This is a genomic window from Desulfovirgula thermocuniculi DSM 16036 (assembly GCF_000429345.1).
GTDB classification, from domain to species: domain Bacteria; phylum Bacillota; class Desulfotomaculia; order Desulfotomaculales; family Desulfovirgulaceae; genus Desulfovirgula; species Desulfovirgula thermocuniculi.
The window spans coordinates 18,380-38,550 of sequence record NZ_AUBR01000011.1 but is presented as its reverse complement, the minus strand read 5'-3'; the positions used below and the strand labels follow the sequence as shown (position 1 = coordinate 38,550).

Annotated in this window: 16 protein-coding genes; 2 read left to right on the top strand and 14 right to left on the bottom strand. The window is 66.0% G+C overall.

Annotated features, from left to right (window positions below):
* Position 1: 1 nt before the first annotated feature.
* The 4 genes from G454_RS0104450 to G454_RS21355 all read right to left on the bottom strand — a co-directional run bounded on the left by G454_RS0104450 (position 2) and on the right by G454_RS21355 (position 6,136).
* Positions 2-1,168, bottom strand: a complete 1,167-nt coding sequence (locus tag G454_RS0104450; RefSeq protein WP_027717633.1) for a TolC family protein — start codon at positions 1,166-1,168, stop codon at positions 2-4.
* Positions 1,169-1,408: 240 nt separating this feature from the next.
* Positions 1,409-4,540 (bottom strand): efflux RND transporter permease subunit, encoded by a 3,132-nt coding sequence (locus G454_RS0104445; RefSeq protein ID WP_027717632.1) that lies wholly within the window; start codon positions 4,538-4,540, stop codon positions 1,409-1,411.
* Between the two features lie 19 nt (positions 4,541-4,559).
* Entirely contained in the window at positions 4,560-5,798 is a 1,239-nt protein-coding gene (locus tag G454_RS0104440) for an efflux RND transporter periplasmic adaptor subunit (protein ID WP_027717631.1), read from the bottom strand.
* Between the two features lie 200 nt (positions 5,799-5,998).
* A complete protein-coding gene (locus G454_RS21355; RefSeq protein ID WP_156896664.1) occupies positions 5,999-6,136 on the bottom strand; it encodes a hypothetical protein in 138 nt (45 codons plus the stop codon).
* Between the two features lie 458 nt (positions 6,137-6,594).
* Between G454_RS21355 and G454_RS17715 the strand changes: the two genes are divergently transcribed.
* Together G454_RS17715 and G454_RS0104425 are read left to right on the top strand one after the other, a co-directional pair.
* A complete protein-coding gene (locus tag G454_RS17715; protein ID WP_084413253.1) occupies positions 6,595-7,266 on the top strand; it encodes a sigma-70 family RNA polymerase sigma factor in 672 nt (223 codons plus the stop codon).
* A gap of 20 nt (positions 7,267-7,286) precedes the next feature.
* Positions 7,287-8,348: an anti-sigma factor family protein gene (locus G454_RS0104425; RefSeq protein ID WP_027717630.1), complete on the top strand. Its 1,062-nt coding sequence runs from the start codon at positions 7,287-7,289 to the stop codon at positions 8,346-8,348.
* Between the two features lie 56 nt (positions 8,349-8,404).
* On the opposite strand, the gene G454_RS0104420 is transcribed toward G454_RS0104425, so the two are convergent.
* The 10 genes from G454_RS0104420 to atpA form a co-directional block, all read right to left on the bottom strand.
* Complete coding sequence (locus G454_RS0104420; protein WP_027717629.1) at positions 8,405-8,959, bottom strand: Uma2 family endonuclease; 555 nt, start codon at positions 8,957-8,959, stop codon at positions 8,405-8,407.
* 47 nt (positions 8,960-9,006) lie between these two features.
* On the bottom strand, positions 9,007-12,621 hold the full coding sequence (locus tag G454_RS20270) for an S-layer homology domain-containing protein (protein WP_051275875.1): 3,615 nt from the start codon (positions 12,619-12,621) through the stop codon (positions 9,007-9,009).
* Positions 12,622-12,714: 93 nt separating this feature from the next.
* Positions 12,715-13,758, bottom strand: coding sequence for a rod shape-determining protein (gene mreB / locus G454_RS0104410; RefSeq protein ID WP_027717628.1), 1,044 nt, complete (start codon positions 13,756-13,758; stop codon positions 12,715-12,717).
* A gap of 86 nt (positions 13,759-13,844) precedes the next feature.
* Positions 13,845-14,096, bottom strand: coding sequence for a sporulation transcriptional regulator SpoIIID (gene spoIIID, locus G454_RS0104405; protein WP_027717627.1), 252 nt, complete (start codon positions 14,094-14,096; stop codon positions 13,845-13,847).
* A gap of 42 nt (positions 14,097-14,138) precedes the next feature.
* Positions 14,139-14,741: a murein hydrolase activator EnvC family protein gene (locus tag G454_RS0104400; protein ID WP_027717626.1), complete on the bottom strand. Its 603-nt coding sequence runs from the start codon at positions 14,739-14,741 to the stop codon at positions 14,139-14,141.
* Between the two features lie 61 nt (positions 14,742-14,802).
* Complete coding sequence (gene spoIID, locus G454_RS0104395; RefSeq protein ID WP_027717625.1) at positions 14,803-15,759, bottom strand: stage II sporulation protein D; 957 nt, start codon at positions 15,757-15,759, stop codon at positions 14,803-14,805.
* 125 nt (positions 15,760-15,884) lie between these two features.
* Entirely contained in the window at positions 15,885-16,286 is a 402-nt protein-coding gene (locus G454_RS0104390) for a F0F1 ATP synthase subunit epsilon (RefSeq protein ID WP_027717624.1), read from the bottom strand.
* A gap of 4 nt (positions 16,287-16,290) precedes the next feature.
* Complete coding sequence (gene atpD, locus G454_RS0104385) at positions 16,291-17,700, bottom strand: F0F1 ATP synthase subunit beta (protein ID WP_027717623.1); 1,410 nt, start codon at positions 17,698-17,700, stop codon at positions 16,291-16,293.
* A 42-nt stretch (positions 17,701-17,742) separates the two neighbouring features.
* On the bottom strand, positions 17,743-18,609 hold the full coding sequence (gene atpG / locus G454_RS0104380; RefSeq protein WP_027717622.1) for an ATP synthase F1 subunit gamma: 867 nt from the start codon (positions 18,607-18,609) through the stop codon (positions 17,743-17,745).
* A gap of 21 nt (positions 18,610-18,630) precedes the next feature.
* Positions 18,631-20,166 (bottom strand): F0F1 ATP synthase subunit alpha, encoded by a 1,536-nt coding sequence (atpA, locus tag G454_RS0104375; RefSeq protein WP_027717621.1) that lies wholly within the window; start codon positions 20,164-20,166, stop codon positions 18,631-18,633.
* Positions 20,167-20,171 lie beyond the last annotated feature (5 nt).

Here is a 20,171-nt window from a genome sequence, read left to right as displayed (position 1 = left end):
TTTAGCGCGAGGCCTGGGAGGAGGAGCCGGAAAAAGAACCTGCGCCGGAGGAAGTACCTGCACCCGCGCCGCCGGAATACACCCAGGGCTTGGCAAATAACATGACGCATATTTCGTGCTGGGCGACGAGGTCCAGAAGATCTTTTTCCGTTTTTGCTAGCTCGGCCTCGGCACTCAGAACATCGGCCTTTGTGGCCATGCCCAGCTCAAACTTCAAGCGCGCCACGCGAAGCTTCTCACGATTTACCTCCAGACGCTGAAGGACGGCGGCATAACTATCTTCCAGTTGTTTGGCTGTATAATATATCGAGCGCACTTGTTTGCGTATCTGCTCCTCGGTACTGGCCGCCGACACTTCTGCTTTGGAAACGTCTATTTCCCAGGCATCATAAGGGTCGGAAACGCTGGAAGTATTAAAGGGGTACAAATCGAGACGCAATTTATAGTAGTCTACCTGGCTTTTGGCCAGCCAAACCGTGGGGCTTTCCGCCACCGCGCGCTCCACCGCCGCGTCCAGGCTGTCCACGGCCAGAGGCTCATACTTGGGGCGTGAGGTAAGCACGGGGCGGTCTTCAGGCCAGAGGCCGATTAACTGATTGAGCTGATGGTATGCATCATCCAATGCCTTCTTTGCCGCCTCCAGGTCTTTTGTGGCCTGCTCAATGCTCGCCGACACCGTTAAGAAATCGCTCTTGGATAACATACCCAGGCGCAGCTGATCCGCAGCTATGCGGCGTTGCCATTCGGCACTCTTTAACGTCGCTTCTTTGGCTCGTACGTTTTCCTGGGCGGAAAGGACATTGTAGTATGCCTTGTATACGGCCATAACCACGGAGTCTTTGGTGACCTCGTAAGCTTTCTTTTTTGCCTGCCAGCTAAGGTCTGCCTGCACAAGCCCGGTGAAAGCAGCAGCCGCCTTGGCAGCGTCGTCGCCGGAAATAATCCCGGCAGGGATGTACTTCACGTTGTCCGCCGCTTTTTCCCGCACCTCCCAGGCGCGGTCGATGTCGTACTGGGCGTTCTGCAGTTCCTTGCTGTTGGCAATGGCCATTTCCACGGCCTTTTCCAGGGACAGCTCGAAGGTGGCCGGCTCCTTGGCCGGAGCCGCCGCGGGCATGAGCATCACCCCGCAGGCAAGAACGAGCGCGGCTAAAATGCGCCGAAGCAAGTGCTCCTACCTCCTTCCGGTAAAACTTAACCATATAAAGGCTTCCTGCACCGCTCGCCGGCGTGTATTGAATCCCGCGTGGGCCTCGCCGACGCGCCCCGCTGCGGCGGAGGCGGCTGCCGCCAGCCAAAACGGCCTTGCTTGCGGCGGGCCTTTTTGCCCCGGCCTGGCCTTGCCGCCCGGCGGGGTAAAGCCGCCTCCCTGCCGCTCCCCAGGCCGGGCACGCCCCCGGTTAACCCGCTACGGCATACCGGCGGGCACCTCCTTTGCCGCCTTCCGTGCGCCAAACAGCCGTTGTCCCAGGTCGTCGAAGAGGGCGTAGACCACCGGCACAACCACCAGGGTGAGGAAGGTGGAGAAGGTGAGCCCCCCGATGACCACGGTGGCCATGGCCGCCTGGGCTTCGGAGCTTTCCCCCAGGGCCAGGCTCAGGGGGATTAAAGCAAAGATGGTGGTCAGCGCCGTCATCAAAATGGGGCGCAGGCGCACCGGGCCGGCCTCCAGGATGGCCTCGTCGCGGGGCAGCCCGCGGCGCCGCAGGGTGTTGATGTAGTCCACCAGGACGATGGCGTTGTTGACCACGATGCCCACCATCATGATTACGCCCACGTAGCTCATCATATTAAAGGTGCGGCCCGTCAGAAGCAGGCTCAAGACCACCCCGGTGATGGAGAGGGGCACGGAAAACATGATCACCAAGGGGTGTACCAGGGACTCAAACTGCGCGGCCATGACCATGTACACCAGCATCACGGCCAGGGTGAGGGCAATCAGCAGGGAGCGGAAGGTCTGGGCCATGTCCTCCTGCTGGCCCCCCTGATGCAGGTAGTAACCTTCGGGCAGGGGCAGGGCGGCCAGCTTCTGGGCGATCTCGCGGTTGATGCTGCCCAGGTCCCGCCCGGCGTAGTCGCCGTAGACGTAGACCACGCGGGACTGGCCGTCGCGGTTAATGACGTTGGGACCCTCCCCTTCCTCAAAGCGGGCAATTTGTTTTAGCGGCACGCGGGTCCCGCCGGAGGCAGACACCACCAGCTTTTCCAGATCAAAGGTGCTCTGCCGGTACTGCTCGGCCACCAGCAGGCGGATGTTCACGCTCTTGCCGCTCTCGTCTTCGATGGTGCCCACTACCAGGCCGTCGCCCAGAATCCTGGCCAGGTTGCCCACCTGGGAGGCGGTGAGGCCGTACTGGGCGGCCTTCTCGCGGTCCACCACCAGCCGCAGCTCAGGCCGGCCCGCCTCCATGCTGTTCATCACCTGGCGGGTCCCCGGCACGCTGCGCACGATTTCGGTTACCTGCGCGGCCAGCCGGCGGAGCGTATCCAGGTCGCTGCCCTTGACGGCAATCTCGATGGGCCGCCCGCTGAAGGCGCGGCTGAGCATACCCAGGGAGCTGGAGCTGGCGGCCACGCGGACGGTGGCCCCGGGGATACCCCTGGTCTTGCTGCGCACCTCCTCCACCACCTGGTCGGTGGTGCGCCGGCGCTCCTCTTTGGGCTTTAAGCGCACGGCCAGCGAGCCCTGCTCGGTCTGCGGCGCCCCCATGTAGCCGCCCGCGCCGCCGCCCACGGTTATGGCCACCGTCTGCACCTCGGGGATCTGCGCCACGGTGGCGGCCATTTTTTCCAGCACGGCCTGGGTTTCGGAGAGCACGGTGCCCACCGGCATCTGCACGTCCACGGTAAGCTGGCCGCTGTCTTCGGGCGGGAAAAGCTCGCGCCCGATGAGCGGGATGAGGCAGACGCTCGCCCCCAGGAGCAGGGCTACCGCGCCCAGCAACAGGGCCCGCCGGCGCAGCGAGGCGGCCAGCACGCGGCGGTAGAAGGAGTCCAGCGCGCCGTACCACTGCTCGCTCTTCTTAAACACCCGGTTCCACCAGCGCCCCCCCTCGCCCAGGTCGCGCACCTCGGCAAAGAGGCGCGAGGCCAGCATGGGGATGAGGGTGAGGGAGACAAAGAGGGCCGCCAGCTGGGAGAAGGCCACCGTGAGGGCAAACTGCTTAAAGAACTGGGCGGCCAGCCCCTGCACGAAGACCACCGGCAGGAAGACCACGGCCACGGTGAGGGCGGAGGCAATCACCGCCATGGCCACCTCGGCGGTGCCTCCTTTGGCCGCCTCCTTGGGCCCGTAGCCCTTCTGGCGGTAGCGGTAAATGGCCTCCAGCACCACAATGGAGTAGTCGATCATGTGCCCCAGGCCCAGCGACAGCCCGCCCAGGGACATGAGGTTTAGCGTGAGCTTGTTGAAGTAGAGGAGGATGAAGGTGGTGTTGATGGCAAAGGGTATGGCCAGGGCGATGACCAGCGTGGTGCTCACGTTGCGCAGGAAGACAAAGAGCACCAGGATGGCCAGCAACCCGCCCAGGATGCTGTCCCGCACCAGCTGCCTGATGGAGCGCCCGATGGAGTCCGCCTGGTCGAAGGCGTAGTGCACGGCGAGGTTGCCGGGAAGCTCACGGCAGACCCGGGAGAGCTCCTTTTTTACCCTTTCGGCCACGTCCACCGTGTTGGCCCCGCTCTGCTTGAAGACCATAATGCTTACGGAGGGCCGCCCGTTTAAGAGGGCAAAGGTGTCCTGCCGGGCAAAGGTGTCCCTCACCTCGGCCACTTCACGCAGGCGCACGAAGCCGCCCTGGGGCAGGGGCACGGGCAGGTTTTCCAGGTCCTGCGGGGTCCGGTAGCGCCCCAGGGCGCGCACCACAAAATTGGTCTGTCCCCTGGGAATGATGCCCCCCGGCGCGTCCACGTTTTCCGCGGAGAGGGTCTGCGCCAGGGTGTTGAGCGCAATCCCGTAGCCGGAGAGCTTCTGGGGATCTACGACTACCTGCAGCTCCCTTTCCCGGCCGCCAAAGACGCTCACCGAGGCCACCCCGTCCTGGCGCTCCAGGCGCGGGGCAATGACGTCGTCCACCAGGCGCTTTAGGTCCTCCGGCGCGTAGTCGCCGGTGAGGTTTATCCTGAGGATGGGCATCATGTTGGGGTTAAAGCGGAAGATGCCGATGTCCTGGGCGCTGTCCGGCAGGCGCGTGCGCACGCGGTCGATGGCCGCCCGCACGTCGGACAGCGCCGTGTCCAGGTTCGTCCCCCACCGGAACTGCAGGGTCACGCGGGCGGAGCCCGTCTGGCAGGTGGAGGTGATTTTTTCAATATTGTTGACGCTCCCCAGCGCCCCCTCCAGGACCCTCACCACGTCGTTCTCCACTTCCTGGGGACCGGCCCCGGGGTAGCTCACCCGCACCATGATGTACGGGTTGTAGATGTCCGGCAGGAGGTCGATGGAAAGGTAGGTCAGCGAGACAAAGCCCAAGATGACCAGGGCCACGATGAGCATGGTGATGGCCACCGGTCGCTCCACGGAAAAATCGGCCAGCCGCAAGGCTCTCTACCTCTCTCCCTTATTGTTTGGCACCGGCCTGCCTCCCGGCAGCGGCCCCGGTCCCGCCTGCCGGGCCGGCACCGGCGGGCCTCCCGCCCGGCGCGGCGCCGCCGGAAACCACCACTTTCGCGCCGTCGGTGAGCCCCTGCTGGCCCACGACCACCACCTGCTCGTCCCCGGCCAGGCCCTCCTTTACCTCCACCAGCTTGCCGTCGGAAATGCCGGTGACCACGGCGCGCTCCCTGGCCGTATCTCCCTCCACCACGAAGACCGCCTTCTTGTTGCCTTTACTCACCACCGCATCCACCGGCACGGCCAGGGCGTTCTCCGCCCGGCCCACCACCAGGTGCACCTCGGCGTACATGCCGGGCTTCAACAACCCCTCCGGGTTGTCCACGGTCACCTCCACGTTAAAGGCCTTGCTCTTGTCGTCCGCCGCCGGGCCGATGGCCGTAATTTTACCCGTGAAGGGGCCGGGACCGGCGGCGGCCACCACCACGCGGCACTCCTGGCCCACCCGCAGCCTGTTGACCTCCTCCTCGCCCACGCTCACAGCCACCTTCACCCGGCCGATGTCCACCAGTTCCACACACTGGGAGGAGGGCGAAACGACCTCCCCGACATTCACGTTCACCTTGCTCACCAGGCCGCCAAACGGGGCGCGCACGGTCATGTTGGCCAGCTGCGCCTCGAGCACCTCCAATTGCGCCCGGGCGCCTTCCAGGTCCGCCTCCGCCGTTTTGACCATGGCCCGCTCATACTCCGCCAGGACCTGCTCGTAGGCGTCCTGCGACACCGCCCCGGCGGCAAAAAGCTCCTTGTAGCGCTCCAGCTTCTTCCTGGCGTTCTCGCGGTTTATGTCCGCCAGCTTCTTGTTTTCCTCCGCCCTGGTCAGATTCGCCCTGGCCTGGCGCAGCTGGCTCTCCACTTCCGTCCTGTCCAGCTCGAAGAGCACCGCACCGGCGGCCACATACTGGCCCAGGGCAACGGCCACGTCGGCCACCCGCCCGGAAACCTTGGGCCCCACCACGGCCTTCCTGATGCCGGCCACCTGGCCGCCCACTACCAGCTCCTTTTCCACGGTGGCCCTTTGCACTTTTTGCACGGCCACCGCCACCGGGGGCCTTGCCTGCCCTCCCGGCACCTGCGCCTGCTGGCTCCTGGCGCAGCCGTACAGGGCCACGGCTGCCGCCACCAGCGCCGCCCCCAACAGGCGCACACAGGCTCCCGCGCGCCCCGTTAACCGCAGAAAAACCACCCCTCTCCCCATGCGGGTTAGGCAAAATTGTTAAGCTGGTTAACTATACCCTAAAGGTGATAATACCCGCCCCTTGCCGCCCGGTCAAGAAGCAAAATGTAGGCTCACCCTTTTTAACCATGGCAGAAAAATGTTACAAAAGTGTGGGAAAGCGTGCCAAAAGGGCCCTTACGGACACAGGAAAAAATAAAGGTGCGCCGCTAGCGCACCGGACCCAGCTCGTTTAAGTTGACAACCTCCAGGATGTCCCCTCGTACCACCATGGCATAAATCCCCTTCGCCGTAAGTAAATCTACCGTACTCTTGGCCATATCCAGGGCGGCGTAAATGGGGACCACAGGTCCGCATTTCTTCTTTGAACTCTTCCATCCCCTCGGCCAGCTGCTTAAGCTTAATTTCGGTGAGCCTGGATTCGTAGGCCAGCTCCATCATGGCCTTTTCCAGGGCGCTCATCCTCTTGAGGAAGGGTGGTCACAGCATATCACTTCCTTTTGTAAAAAGAACCTTACCACGGGCCTGCCCATGAAGGCAACCCCATCAATGCTGCGCCTGCAAGGCTTGAACGGCAGGGGCCGCCGCAGGTCCGCGCGCCGCCCGGAAGGCGACTTGCCGCAGGCGCCTCTGCCAAAAGTTAAGCATTTTAACCAATTGTCTGCCGGACTCGTTCCGTGTTATTATCCTTTTACGGGCAGAAAATTTTCGCTCCGGGCCTACCTAAAGGGAACTTTTCCCCTTTAAGAGTTGTCTTACATAGTAGGCGGGGTCCGGGGTAATCTCTTGCAGGGGTGACTCATCCTTGGACCACGTCACCCACCTTATCAGGCGCTCCCAGAAGCGGGATCTCGCGGCTTTTGAGGAGCTGGTGGTGCTCTACCAGCAGAGGGTCTACGCCCTCTCCTATCAACTGACGGGAAACCATGACGACGCCCAGGAGCTGGCCCAGGAGGTCTTCGTGCGGGCCTACCGCGCGCTGGAGACTTTCCGCGGGGAGGCGGACTTCGGCACCTGGCTGCACCGCATCACGGTGAACCTCTATTTAAACATGAAGAAGCGCCGCAGCAGCGCGGAGCTTATCTCCCTGGACGAGCCCGTGGACACCGGAGACGGCGAGGTCACCCGTGAATTACGCGCCGCTACCGGCGACCCGCTGGAAGCCCTGGAAGAAAGGGAGTTCCGGGAAATGGTGGAAAGGGCGCTCGCGGAGCTGTCCCCCGAGCAGCGCGCCGTGCTGGTCCTGCGGGAGATAGAGGGCTACAGCTATGAGGAGATCGCGCGCCTGCTGGGGCTCTCGCTGGGGACGGTGAAGTCGCGCCTCAACCGGGCCCGGGAGTCGCTGAAGAAAAAGCTCTCTCCCATGCTGCGCGGGTCGCCGGACGAAGGTAAGGCCGGGCGGGTAGAGGCCGCCGCGCCTGCCCTGGCGCTGGCCAGGGGAAGCGCGGGCCGCCCCGGTACCGGGCCGACCCGCTAAAATAAAAGAAGGTGCGAGAAGTGGACTGCCGCAGGGCGGAAAAAGAAATTTTTTCCTGGGTGGACGGTGACCTCCCGCCGGGGCACGAGGCGGAGCTGGCCGCGCACCTGGCCGTATGCCCCGGCTGCCGGAAGGAAGCCGAGCTGTGGCGTGCCGTGACGGAGGCCCTGCGAAGCCTCCCCGCCGCCGGGCCGCCGGAAGGCTTCGCCGCCGGGGTTGTGGCCCGGATACGCGCGGAAGAGGGCGCGCGGCGCGCCCGCACCGGCTGGTGGCGGTTCCTGCCCCCGGCGGCGCGGCGGGGCGTGGCCGCGGCAGCGGCGGCGGCGCTCCTGCTGGCCGGGGCGGGGGGCTTTGCCGCGCGCCACTGGTGGCCCGTCGGCATACCGCCGCAGGTGGCGGTAAACACGGGGCAAAGCACCCCCGGCAGCACCGTTCCGGAGGGCGCGTCCCCGCCCGTCACGGGCACGGGAGGGCGGTCCGGCGAGTTGAGCGCGCCCGCACCCCCGGAGGGCACGGGCACCCGGGAAGTAACCGCTGCGCCCCCCGCAAATTCGAGCAAGCCGCAAGGCCCGGCAAACGGTGCACCGGGGAGGAGGGAAGCTTCCACCACCCCGCAGGACGGCGGAGCCGGGCCGGGTAAGGCGCCGCTGGTCTTCCTCAACCGCCCCCGGATCATCGAGGAGACCCTGCTTAAGGTGCAGGTGGCGGACCTCGCGGCGGCCAGGAGCGCGCTTTTGGCGCTGGGCGGCCAGTACGAGCGCCAGGAATTCGGGCGCCAGCAGCTCGACGGCAAAACGGTGGAGATCTGGCGCTTCGTGATCCCTGCGGAAAAGGCCGGTGAGTTTATTAGCGCCGCCGGCAGGCTGGGGAAGGTCACCGGGCGCCAGGACCAGACCACCGACAGAACCGCGGATTTCGCCCGGGCCTTAGAGCGCTACCACAGCCTGCTGGCGCAGGCCGCAGGCGGCGGGGAAAACAATTCCTCTCTGGAGGCAGAAATAAACTTCTTAGAGCAGCAGTTGCTTAACTGGGACAGAGAAGCGGGACAGCACGTGGTGGTCGTCCTGCTGGAAGGTAAGTAGCAACAAAAGAGCCCGACACCCTCCTTCAAATAGAGGCGGGAATCGGGCTTTTTTGTTTATCCCTCGAAAATCTCCTGAAGCTTTATTTCCAGCCTTTGCAGTGTCGGCGAACTCAGTACCTCTTCTTCATCATAAACCCCATAGCGGTTCCAATCTCTTTCTCCGCGCACGAAAACTTCCACCAGGCGGAGTTCCGGATCCACCAGCCAGTACTCACGCACGCCGTGCCGGTGGTAAAGCCGGCTCTTATCTTTGCGGTCCAGCTTGGCCGTGGAGGGCGAGAGCACTTCCACCACTAGGTCCGGCGCGCCGTTAATTCTCGCCTCTTCAACGATAAAAAGGCGCTCTGCCGAAATAACCACTAGGTCGGGCGAAACTACTTCTTCTCCCAGCACCACATCTACGTCCGGATAGACTTCCCCCGCCCTTTCCCGCCGCAGGTAATTTTCCAAAAGCGCATAAAGGCGGCCGATAACCTTCTGGTGGCGGGGCCTTGGCCGGGGAACCACAATTAGCTTCCCCCCTACCACCTCGTAGTCACGGCGATCATCCAGCTTGAGGTAATCTTCATAGGTATAATGCCTGTCCGCAAAGACGGTCAGCCCTTCCATTTCCCCTTCTCTCCCTGCCGCAAGGCTCCCAAGGCTATTATAGCACGCTACCTGTACCGGGCAAGCCGCCAGGCCAGCACCGCCGCCTGGGCGCGGGTGAGGGGCTCCTGCGGCGCCAGCCTGCCGTCCGGGTAGCCGGCCAGCAGGCCCGCCGCCGCCACCCGCCGCACCGCCTCCCTTGCCCAGGCCGGCACGTCACCGGCATCGCGCCAGGCAGGGGCTGCCGACGCGCCTGCCGCCGCAGCCGTCGCGGCCAGCGCCCGGTCCAACATGCAGGCGGCCTCCGCGCGGCTCACCGGCCGGTCCGGGGCAAACGTGCCGTCCGGATAGCCGCAAACCAGGCCGCGATCAAAGGCCACGCGTAGGGTTTCCTTCGCCCAGGCGGGGAGATCCCCGGGCAGCGGGGCCCCCGGTGCGCCCTGCATGGGAGAAGGCGCCCCTTCCCAGCCCAGCACCCGCACCAGGAGCACCGCAAACTCCGCGCGCGTCACCGGGCGGTCCGGGTAAAAGTTGCCGTCCGGGTAGCCGGCCAGCAGGCCCTCCTGAACCAAGGCGCCGATCTCCCGGGAGGCCCAGTGCCCGGTAACATCGCCAAACTGCACCGACCCCAAGGTGAGGTACATGCCCGTCGTACCCCCGTCCGACTCGTCTACCGCCACCAAAAGGGCGTCCCCGGCGGGGCCGGACACGTACGCCCGGAAGAATCCCCCGGCACCGGGCAGCACTACTATGCGGCCGCCCCCGGGCGGGTAGATGTAAAGGCGGTCGGCGGAAGTTTCGCCCTCCACGGTAAAGCCGCCCGCCGCGGGGAGGGAGCGCGCGCGCAGGAACGGCGCGGGTACGCCGGGCCGCGCCCTGGCCTCCAGCTTTGCCGCCACCGGTGTCTTGGCGCCGGGGGCAAAAAGCAGGGTGTAGGCGGCCTCCTCCCCGGGAAGGAGGTCCTCCGGACGCACCGGGTAACCGTTCTTAGTAATTAGCGTGCGGGATGAAAGGAGCGCTTCCACGCCGCCCAGCTTCACGCTGCCCTGCGCCGCCTCCACGCCCACGCTCCGGATCTCTCCCCGCCCCTCCAGGGCCACCTCGGCCACGTCCACCCGCAACACCTCTCCCTTTTCGTTCAGGGCCGCCCGCACCCACCGGCCGCTCCCCAGGGAAGAGGGCTCCGCGGGGCGGCCCCAGCGGAAAACGGCCGCACCTGGCGCCAGCACCAGCTCCCGCACGCGCCCGAGGGAGTCCGCCACCAGCAGGCCGCCCCTCTCGCCGCCGAAAACCACCTGGCCGTAGACCACCGCGCGGTGGGCGGTAACGGCAATGGCCTGATCCCCGGCCAGGAGGAGCGAAACCAGATCCCCCGGGGCCAGGTCCTCAAGGGCCGCCGCGTGCCCGTCCAGGGTGACCTGCAGCCCGGGCATGAGGCGAAAGGTGCCCGCACCGCGCAGGGTGACGGTTTCCCTGCGGGCATCCAGGGACTCCAAAGCTCCCACGGCCAGCGTGCGCCCGGCCTCCACGCAGGTGACCTCGTTCCTTCCCGGCGCCAGCACCAGGCGCACCTTCATGCCCGGCACGAGGTCGTCAAGCTCCCCGGCCACCGGGTAGCCGTAGGGAAGGTCCTCCGGGGCGGAGGCCGCCAGCCGGTCGTGGAAGATGAAGGCGGCGCCCGGCGAGAGGCGGTAGGTTTTGGCCTGCCCGAAAAGGCGGATCTCCCTCCTGGCCGCGTCCACGGCGGCCACAATGCCTTCCTCCTCGGCAAACGAAGCCCACACCCGGTAGGCCTCCAGGGTACGCGGGTCGTAAGAGAGGCGCACCGGCGCTCCCCGCGGGAAGCCTTCGGCGGACACTTCGCGCCCGTTGGCCCAGAGAGGGCTCCCGGCATCCTTGGCCAAGAGAAAACCGCCCTCGCGCTCCTGGGCGCCAAGAGGGCGCAGGAGCTTGCCGCCGGGGAGGCTCAACACTTCCGCCGCTTCGGCCTCCGCCACCTCTTCCGCCACGTAAAGAACCCTGTTCCCGGCCAGGTAGGCCCTTGCGCCGGGGAGCAGGCGGTCCGCCGTCAGGGGGTAAGACTTTTTGCCCAGGGCCACCCTGCCCTCCGGCGACAAAACCGCCTTCTCACCGTCGGCCAGGTAGACCGCCTGCTCCGCCCCGCTCACGCCCACCACCACTTCCTCGCGCAGCGGCTGCCCGTACACCAGGGCGAAGTCCTGGCCGGGCGGCAGTCCCGGCCCGGGGCCTTTCTGCAGGGAAGCGGCCCGCACCACCACCGCATACCTGCCCTTTTGGGGGCCGGGTATGACCACCTGCTCCACGTTGTTCGTGCCGTCCTTCTTTCCCTCCCCCTTATCGTTGCCCAGGTACACCCTGCCGTCGGGCCCGGTAACCACCAGGTCCAGGTCGTTGACCAGGGCGGGTGCCGCCCCCGGCGCCGCCGGGGGGTCGGTCCAGGCCAGGGTGACTTTAAGGGGCCGCGAGGGGTCCTCCACGTTAAAGTAATAGGTGCGGCTTTCCCCGGGCTGGAGGTAGCCGGTTTCGTCGGCAAACAGGAAGGCGCGCTCTTTTAAGGCCAGCACGGTGGCGGCCAGGTTCAGCCGGCCAAAGCCGGCGCCCCTTTCCTCTAAGGAGTCGGCGCCGTTAATCAGTGCCGCCTTTAAAAGGGCCGCCGAGGGGTTCACATGGCCGCTTTCCTGGAAAAACTGCCGCAGGAGGGCCGCCGCCCCGCCGGCCACCGCCGCGGCCATGCTGGTGCCGGAGAGGATCGTATAGGCGGGGTTGGCCGGGAAGTTGCTCTCCACCAGGGGCGAACAGGCGGAGATGATGCCCGCGCCCGGCGCCACCAGATCGGGCTTGAGGCGCCCGTCTCCCGCCGGACCCCGGCTGGAAAACGACGCCACCTGCGCGGCGTCGTCGGTATCCGGGCCCAGGGAGGGGCGCGGGTTTTCGCTGGCCCCCACCACCAGGGCGTTCTTGCTGTTGGCCTCGGCGGTGAGGGAGGAGTCCTTCGGTCCGGCGTTGCCCGCGCCGAAGATCACCAGGAAGTCGGGGTGCTCCCGCATAAAGGCGTCGGTGGCCGCCGCGCCGGCGCCGTAGGCGTTTACGGGCGTGCCCCAGCCGTTGACGTGGATGCGGGCCGCCGCCTCATAGGCGGGGCGGAAGAGGGCGGCCAGGTCCCGGGGAGGCGCAATTTCCCCCGCCGCGTTTAAAATGCCCTGAAAGTAGAGGCTGGCTCCCGGGGCCAGGCCGGCAAACCTGCCGTTTGAGGCCGCCCCCGATCCGGCGATGATGGCGGCCATGTGGGTGCCGTGGCCTACGGGGTCGTCGGCGCGCTCCCGCCCGGCCCAGGAGCGGAGCATGAGCACCCTGGGCTTCCTGCCGGGCTCGCTTTTTAAGTCGGGGTGAGGGTCGTCCGGCTTCCCGCTCCCCAGGCCGCTGTCGGCCAGGGCCACTACCTGCCCGGAGCCGTCCAAACCTTCCGGCACGGCCAGACCCGGCGCCGCCACCGCCCCGGCTCCCACTACAGAGGCCGCCCGGTCGGACAGCCACGCGGGGCGCGGCGCGGGAATTCCCGCCCGGTGGAAAAGAAAAGGCACCAGGACCGCTGCCGCCAGGGCAAGAAAAAGCAGCGGCCGGCGCCACCGGGCTAAGCCGTTTTTTCTTTCCCGCTTGTCCATGGTAATCCTGCTAATTCGACACCAAGGCAGCGGGTTCCTGCCGGCCCGTAAATTCCTAATTTTTCAAAAAGATAGGCCCTTTAAGGGGCGCCCTCAAACAGCCCTGCCCCAGCCGGGGCGCCGCTTCTTGCCCGCCGCATTGCCGGAAAGGACGTGGAGCATGGCCAGGGCCCGCCCGGTACCGCGGGCCACGCAGGTCAGGGGGTCGTCCGCCACGTGTACCGGCACGCCCGTCTCGCGGCTGAGCAGGCGGTCGATGCCTGACAGCAGCGCCCCGCCGCCGGTAAGCACGATGCCCTTGTCCACAATGTCGGCGGCCAGCTCCGGCGGGGTGTGCTCTAAGACCTCCTTCACCGCCCCCACCACGGCCTCCAGGCTCTCCCGGATGGCCTCGTAGACCTGGGCGGTGCTGATGGTCACCGCGCGGGGGAGCCCCGTCACCAGGTCGCGCCCGCGCACCTCCATTTCCCGGTTGGGGGACGACGCCGGGTCGGCGCTGCCGATGGCCACTTTGATCTCCTCGGCGCTGCGCTCGCCGATGGCCAGGTTAAAGGTGCGGCGCACGTAGCGCACGATGTCCTCGTCCAGCCTGTCCCCGCCCAGGCGCAGCGACCTGCTGCAGACCACGCCGCCCAGGGAGAGCACGGCCACGTCGGTGGTACCCCCGCCGATGTCCACCACCATCTTGCCGGAAGGCTCGGAAATGTCCAGCCCCGCCCCCAGGGCCGCCGCCAGCGGCTCCTCGATAACGTAGGCCTGGCGCGCGCCTGCCTGCACGGCTGCCTGGCGCACGGCCCGCTCCTCCACGCTGGTGACGGCGGCGGGGATGCAGATCATCACCCGGGGGCGGAAAAGCCCCCTGCGGGCGCCTACCTTTTGTAAAAAGTAGCGGAGCATCTTTTCCGTAACGTCGAAATCGGCAATGACGCCGTGGCGCAAAGGCCGAATGGCCACGATGTTGCCGGGGGTGCGGCCCAGCATGCGGCGCGCTTCACTGCCTACGGCAATGATCTTGCGGTTGTCCTTGTTGATGGCCACCACCGAGGGTTCCGAGAGCACGATGCCCTTGCCCCTGGCGTAAACCAGCACGTTGGCCGTGCCCAGATCTATGCCCAGGTCGTTGCTGAAGCCGAGCATAAAGGAAAATCTCCTTTCCTGGCTTATTGCGCTGGTAGGTACTTTTCTACATATTCAGTCAAATTCCTCCAGCCCGGCGCAAATTTTTATTTCTGGCCGCCGTACTTGCGGCGCGTCGCCTCCCCGCCGCGGATGTGCCTCTCGGCCTTGTTCTGCTCCAGCACGGCCCGCACCGCCCTGGCCAGCTGCTTGTTTAGGGAAGGCAGCCGCTCGGTCATGTCCTTGTGCACGGTGCTCTTGCTCACCTGGAAGACCTGGGCGGCCTGGCGCACGGTGCATTTCGTCTCCAGGATGTAGGCGCAGATTTCCAGCACCCTCTTCTGTATGTACTCCTGCATTGCCCTACCCCCCGGCCGGAAACCTATTAAAATGTATATGCTTTAAGGCGGAGGCAATTGCCGCGAGATGCCCAGGTATTTTGCGGGGTCAAGGGCCTCGCCGTCCTTTTCCAGGGCAAACTCCAGGACCGCCCCTTCGTCCGGCAGCCGGCCCAGCACCTCGCCGCCCAGGACGTGCCTGCCGGGCCGCACCACCACCTCGCCCAGCCCGCGGTAAATGGTGCGGTAGCCTCCCTCGTGCCCTACGGCTACGGCGTAGTAGGCGGGCACCGGCGGCCCGTCCCCGCCGGGCCTGACATGCGCCCCGGGCCGCACCTCCTCCACCACCCCGGAGGCCGCCGCCCGCACCGCCGCGCCCGGGCGGCCTTTTATTTCAACTGACCGGTTGAAGCGGAAATCGCCAAAAACACCGGAGTAGCCCCCGCCAAACGGCGAAACCACCTCTCCCTCCAGCGGCAGGGCGAGGGAAAGGGCGCCCGCCGCCGGGCCCGGCGCGGCTTCCTGCAGGACCTGCCGCACCGGCTCCGGCGCGCGCTCCGCGGGCCGGTGCCAGAACCGCAGCGCGAAAAAGAGGCCGAGCAGGGCGAGCACCACCAGCACGGTGCTGGCCAGAGAATAGACCATGCGGTTGGTCCAGAAGCGCATACAGAAAACCAGCTCCCGTATAGTATTAGCCCTCTTCTTCCTTACACGTTCTACCCAAAACTCACTCCATTTTGGTTATTTCCACCCCGGTGTAGTAGTGCTTGATGATTTGGTCGAAGGTGTAGCCGTGCTCGGCCAGGCCCCTGGCGCCGTACTGGCACATGCCCACGGCGTGGCCGTAGCCCCGCGTGGTGACCTCCACGCGCCCGTTTTTGAGGGCAAAGCGGAAATCGGCGGAGCGCAGGCCCAGCTTTTCGCGCACCGCGGTGGCGGGGAGCACTTTATCCCCCAACCGCACGGCCCTGGGGCGGCCTGCCGGGGTCCTCTCCACCACCTGCAAAAGATCCGGGCTTCCCCCGCCCGCCACCGGTACGGCCTTCAGCTCCACCCCCAGGGCCCGGTTGACCTCCTCCAGGGAGAGGTAGACCGTGCGCACGGGCTCCGGGTCGGCACAAAACGGGCAGGGCACCCCCATGAGGTAGGGCGCACCGGCGGCCCAGACGGCGGCGGCGTCCTCTGTGCCCCGCCCGCCGCAGGAGGCGTGGTAGACCGGGTCGATGAGCTGGCCCCGGTAGGTGATGACCATGCCGCGGGTTTCCTCCACCGCCCGGCGCACCCGGTAGTAATACTGGTAGTAGCCCAGGGGCCCCCAGCGGGCGCGCATTTCCTCGCGGGAGATCCAGGCCTGGCCGTGGCGCGGATCGTCGCAGACGTCCGCCCCCGGGTGCAGGCCGTCGCCGGCGTTTTTCGCCATGCGGCGCACGATGTAGGTGCGGGCGGCCACCGCCTGCGCCTTCAGCGCTTCCTGGGGAAAGGAGGCGGGCATTTCGGCGGCCACCACCCCCACCAGGTACTCCTCCATGGGGAGCTCGATTATCTCGCCGGTGGCGTGCAGGTACAGGCGGACCTTCGCTTCCCGCGCCTCTATCTGCACCGGCGGGAAGTGCTCCCTCACGGCGGGCAGGCCCACGGCCAGGGAGGCGGCCAGGCAGGCGACGCCCAGGAGAAAGCGGTACAAGCAATAACCCCCTTTGCCTACCATTTTTTCCGGAACGTCCCGCCTTTATGCGCAAAAAAAAGCAGGCACGCCTCTCTCAAGGGCGCGTGCCTGCCGGCCTGCTTTGCTTTTTTAAAAGTTATCTCTTACGAAACCGCCTTCAAGCGGGCCAGGGCGCGCTTTAAGGCCAGCTCCGCCCTCACGATGTCGATGTCCGGCGTGCGGGCCTTTAAGCGCTCCTCGGCGCGGGCCTTGGCCGCCAGGGCCCGCTCGCGGTCGATCTCGTCCTCGCGCTCGGCGGTGCGGGCCAGCACGACCACCCGGTTGTTGCGCACCTCCACGAAGCCCCCGCTGATGGCCACTTTAAAGGTGCGGTTTTCCTCCTGCACCCTCATGACGCCGATGTCCAGGGCGCTGACCAGGGGTGCGTGATGGGGCAGGAAGCCCAGCTCGCCCTCCACGCCCGGCACCACCACAAAGCGGACGTCGCCGCTGTAAACCTTTCGCTCGGGGGTGACAATCTCCAGGCGCTGGGTCTTTTCCGTCATGCCCCTACATCCTTTCCTCTAGCAGCTTCTTGCCCTTGGCCACCGCGTCGTCAATGGTGCCCACCATGTAGAAGGCTTCCTCGGGCAGGTCGTCGTGCTTGCCCTCCAGGATCTCCTTGAAGCCGCGGATGGTTTCCTTAAGCGGCACGTACACGCCCGGCCGGCCGGTGAACTGCTCGGCCACGTGGAAGGGCTGGGAGAGGAAGCGCTGCAGCTTGCGGGCGCGGGCGACGATGAGCTTGTCTTCCTCGGACAGCTCCTCCATGCCCAGGATGGCAATGATGTCCTGCAGCTCCTTGTAGCGCTGCAAGACCTTTTGCACGCCGCGGGCCACCTCGTAGTGCTCCTGCCCCACCACGTTGGGGTCCAGGATGCGGGAGGTGGAGTCCAGCGGGTCCACGGCGGGGTAGATGCCCAGCTCGGCAATCTGCCGGGAGAGCACCACCGTGGCATCCAGGTGGGCGAAGGTGGTGGCCGGCGCGGGGTCGGTGAGGTCGTCCGCGGGCACGTACACGGCCTGCACCGAGGTGATGGAGCCGCGCACGGTGGAGGTGATGCGCTCCTGCAGCTGGCCCATTTCCGTGGCCAGGGTGGGCTGGTAGCCCACGGCGCTGGGCATGCGGCCCAAAAGCGCCGAAACCTCGGAACCGGCCTGGGTGAAGCGGAAGATGTTGTCGATGAAGAGCAGCACGTCTGCGCCTTCCTCGTCCCGGAAGTATTCCGCCATGCAGAGGCCCGTGAGGCCCACGCGCAGGCGGCAGCCGGGCGGCTCGTTCATCTGGCCGAAGACCATGATGGTCTTGTCCAGCACCCCGGCGTGGGTCATCTCCAGGTAAAGGTCGTTGCCCTCGCGGGTGCGCTCGCCCACGCCGGCAAACACGGAGATGCCGCCGTGCTGCTTGGCGATGTTGTTGATGAGTTCCATGACGATAACCGTCTTGCCCACCCCGGCGCCGCCGAACATCGCGATCTTGCCGCCCTTCAAGAAGGGCACCAGCAGGTCGATCACCTTGAGGCCCGTTTCCAGCTGCTCGGCCTTGGTGGACTGCTCCACCAGGGGGGGTGCGGGCCGGTGGATGGGGTAGTATTTATCGCTGACGATGGGGCCTTTACCGTCAATGGGGTTGCCCAGCACGTCCAGCAGGCGCCCCAGCACGGGCCGGCCCACGGGCACGGTGATGGGCTTGCCGGTGTCGATGACCTTCATCCCCCGCACCAGGCCGTCGGTGGAGGACATGGCAATGGTGCGCACCACATTGTTGCCCAGGTGCTGGGCTACCTCCAGCACCAGGTCCTCCTGCCCTTCCCGGGGGATACGCAAGGCATTGTAAATGTCAGGTACCCGGCCCGGCGGGAAGCGCACGTCCACCACCACGCCGATTACCTGCACCACGTGTCCGATGTTTTCGCTCATTGCTCCCTGCCAACCTCCTTTTCCGCGCCACGGGGTTTTCGCCTACTCCAGGGCAGCCGCGCCGCTGACCACCTCGAGGATCTCCTTCGTGATGGCCGTCTGGCGGGCCTTGTTCATGGAGAGGGTCAGCTTGGCAATCAGCTCTTCCGCGTTCTTGGTGGCGTTGTCCATGGCCGTCATGCGCGCGCTGTGCTCGCTGGCCTTGGACTCCAGCAGGGCGTGGAAGACCATGTTCTCCACGTACATGGGCAGGAGCCGGGCCAGCACGTCTTCGGCGGAGGGCTCAAAGATATATTCGACGCGCCCGGGCTTCTTGCCGTTTTCGCTTTCCTCCGGCGTCTCTACCGGCAGGAGCTTGACGATCTTGGGCCGCTGCACGAGAACGTTCACGAACTCGCTGAAGACCAGGTAGACCTCGTCAAACTCGCCGGCGGCGTACTTTTCCATGACGAAGCCGGCTATCTCGCGGGCCTGGGCCACTCTGATGGTTTCCCCCAGGCGCACGTAGCTCTGCACGATATTGTAGCCCCGGCGGCGGAAGAAGTCGCGCCCCTTGCGCCCCACGCAGACCAGGGAGACCTGCGCGCCGGCGGCCTCCCGCAGGGCCTGCATGGTGGTGCGGATCAGGTTGGCGTTAAAGCCCCCGCAGAGGCCCCGGTCGGCGGTGATGAGCACATAGGCCACCTTCCGGGGCTCCCTTACCTCCAGCAGCGGGTGCTTGACGTCGCCGGCAGCGGCGGCCACCCTCCCCAGCACCTCCCGCAGGCGGCGGGCGTAGGGTCGGGCCGCCAGGACCTGCTCCTGGGCGCGGCGCATCTTGGCCGCCGAGACGGCCTTCATGGCTTTGGTGATCTGCTGGGTGTTCTTGATGCTCTTAATGCGCCGCCGCAAGTCCCTTAAACTCGGCAAGTCCTTTCACCACCTTCGGGCTTACTGCGACCTCTTGGCCACAAAGCCCTGCTTGAACTCGACGATGGCCTGCTTTAGTTTTTCTTCCGTCTCCTTGCTCAGCTCCCCGGTCCGGGCAATGGCCTCGCCCACTTCGGGGTACTTGGTGTGCATGAACTCCAGGAACTCCGCCTCAAAGGGCTGCACCCACTCCACGGGCATGTCGTCCAGGTAGCCGTTGACGCCGGCGTAGATGACCATCACCTGGTCCTGCACGTCCATGGGGGCGTATTGCTTCTGCTTGAGCAGCTCCACCATGCGCTCGCCGCGGATCAGCCGCGCCTGGGTGGCCTTGTCCAGGTCGGAGCCAAACTGGGCAAAGGCGGCCAGCTCGCGGTACTGGGCCAGGTCCAGGCGCAGCATACCGGCCACCTGCTTCATGGCCTTGATCTGCGCCGCGCCGCCCACGCGGGACACGGACAGGCCCACGTTGATGGCCGGGCGCACGCCGGCATAAAACAGGTCCGGCTCCAGGTAAATCTGGCCGTCGGTAATGGAGATGACGTTGGTGGGAATGTAGGCCGAGACGTCGCCGGCCTGGGTTTCAATGATGGGCAGCGCCGTCAGCGAACCGCCGCCGTACTTGTCGTCCAGCTTGCAGGCCCGCTCCAGGAGGCGCGAGTGGAGATTAAACACGTCGCCGGGGTAGGCCTCGCGGCCGGGCGGGCGGCGCAGGAGCAGGGAGAGCTCGCGGTAGGCCACGGCCTGCTTGGAGAGGTCGTCGTAGATGATGAGCACGTGGCGGCCCTGCTCCAGGAACTCCTCGCCCATGGCACAGCCGGCGTAGGGAGCGATAAAGAGCAGCGGCGCCGGGTCGGACGCGGTAGCCGACACCACAATGGTGTAGTCCATGGCCCCGTGCTCCCGCAGCTTCTGGATGACGTTGGCCACCGTGGAGGCCTTTTGGCCGATGGCCACGTAAATGCAGATGACGTCCTTGCCCCGCTGGTTGATGATGGTGTCCACGGCAATGGCCGTCTTGCCGGTCTGGCGGTCGCCCAGGATGAGCTCCCGCTGGCCGCGCCCGATGGGGATCATGGCGTCAATGGCCTTGATACCCGTCTGCAGGGGCTGGTGCACCGGGCGGCGGTAGATGACGCCGGGGGCAATGCGCTCAATGGGGCGGAACTTGTCGCTCTGGATGGGGCCCTTGCCGTCCAGGGGGCGCCCCAGGGGGTTGACCACGCGCCCGATCAGCGCGTCGCCCACGGGCACGGAGGCAATGCGCCCGGTGCGCTTGACGATGTCGCCCTCTTTGATATGCGTGTACGGCCCCAGCAGCACGGCACCCACGTTGTCCTCTTCCAGGTTGAGGGCCATGCCCAGGGTCGGCTCGCCGCCTTCCGGGGCCGGGAATTCCAAAAGCTCCATGGCCATGCAGGCTTCCAGGCCGTATACACGGGCAATACCGTCACCCACGTAAATGACGGTGCCCACATCGCGCATCTCAATTTGCGGCTGATATTTTTCAATTTGCTGACGGATGATGGAGCTGATCTCCTCCGGTCGCAAATTCATACTAC

Excerpts from the sequence above, each read along its gene's own strand:
- G454_RS0104400 (WP_027717626.1), bottom strand. The coding sequence starts at position 14,741 with ATGCGCTTCTGGACCAACCGCATGGTCTATTCTCTGGCCAGCACCGTG.
- G454_RS0104390 (WP_027717624.1), bottom strand. The coding sequence starts at position 16,286 with ATGACGGAAAAGACCCAGCGCCTGGAGATTGTCACCCCCGAGCGAAAG.
- spoIIID (WP_027717627.1), bottom strand. The coding sequence starts at position 14,096 with ATGCAGGAGTACATACAGAAGAGGGTGCTGGAAATCTGCGCCTACATC.
- mreB (WP_027717628.1), bottom strand. The coding sequence starts at position 13,758 with ATGCTCGGCTTCAGCAACGACCTGGGCATAGATCTGGGCACGGCCAAC.
- G454_RS20270 (WP_051275875.1), bottom strand. The coding sequence starts at position 12,621 with ATGGACAAGCGGGAAAGAAAAAACGGCTTAGCCCGGTGGCGCCGGCCG.
- atpD (WP_027717623.1), bottom strand. The coding sequence starts at position 17,700 with ATGAGCGAAAACATCGGACACGTGGTGCAGGTAATCGGCGTGGTGGTG.
- G454_RS0104420 (WP_027717629.1), bottom strand. The coding sequence starts at position 8,959 with ATGGAAGGGCTGACCGTCTTTGCGGACAGGCATTATACCTATGAAGAT.
- atpA (WP_027717621.1), bottom strand. The coding sequence starts at position 20,166 with ATGAATTTGCGACCGGAGGAGATCAGCTCCATCATCCGTCAGCAAATT.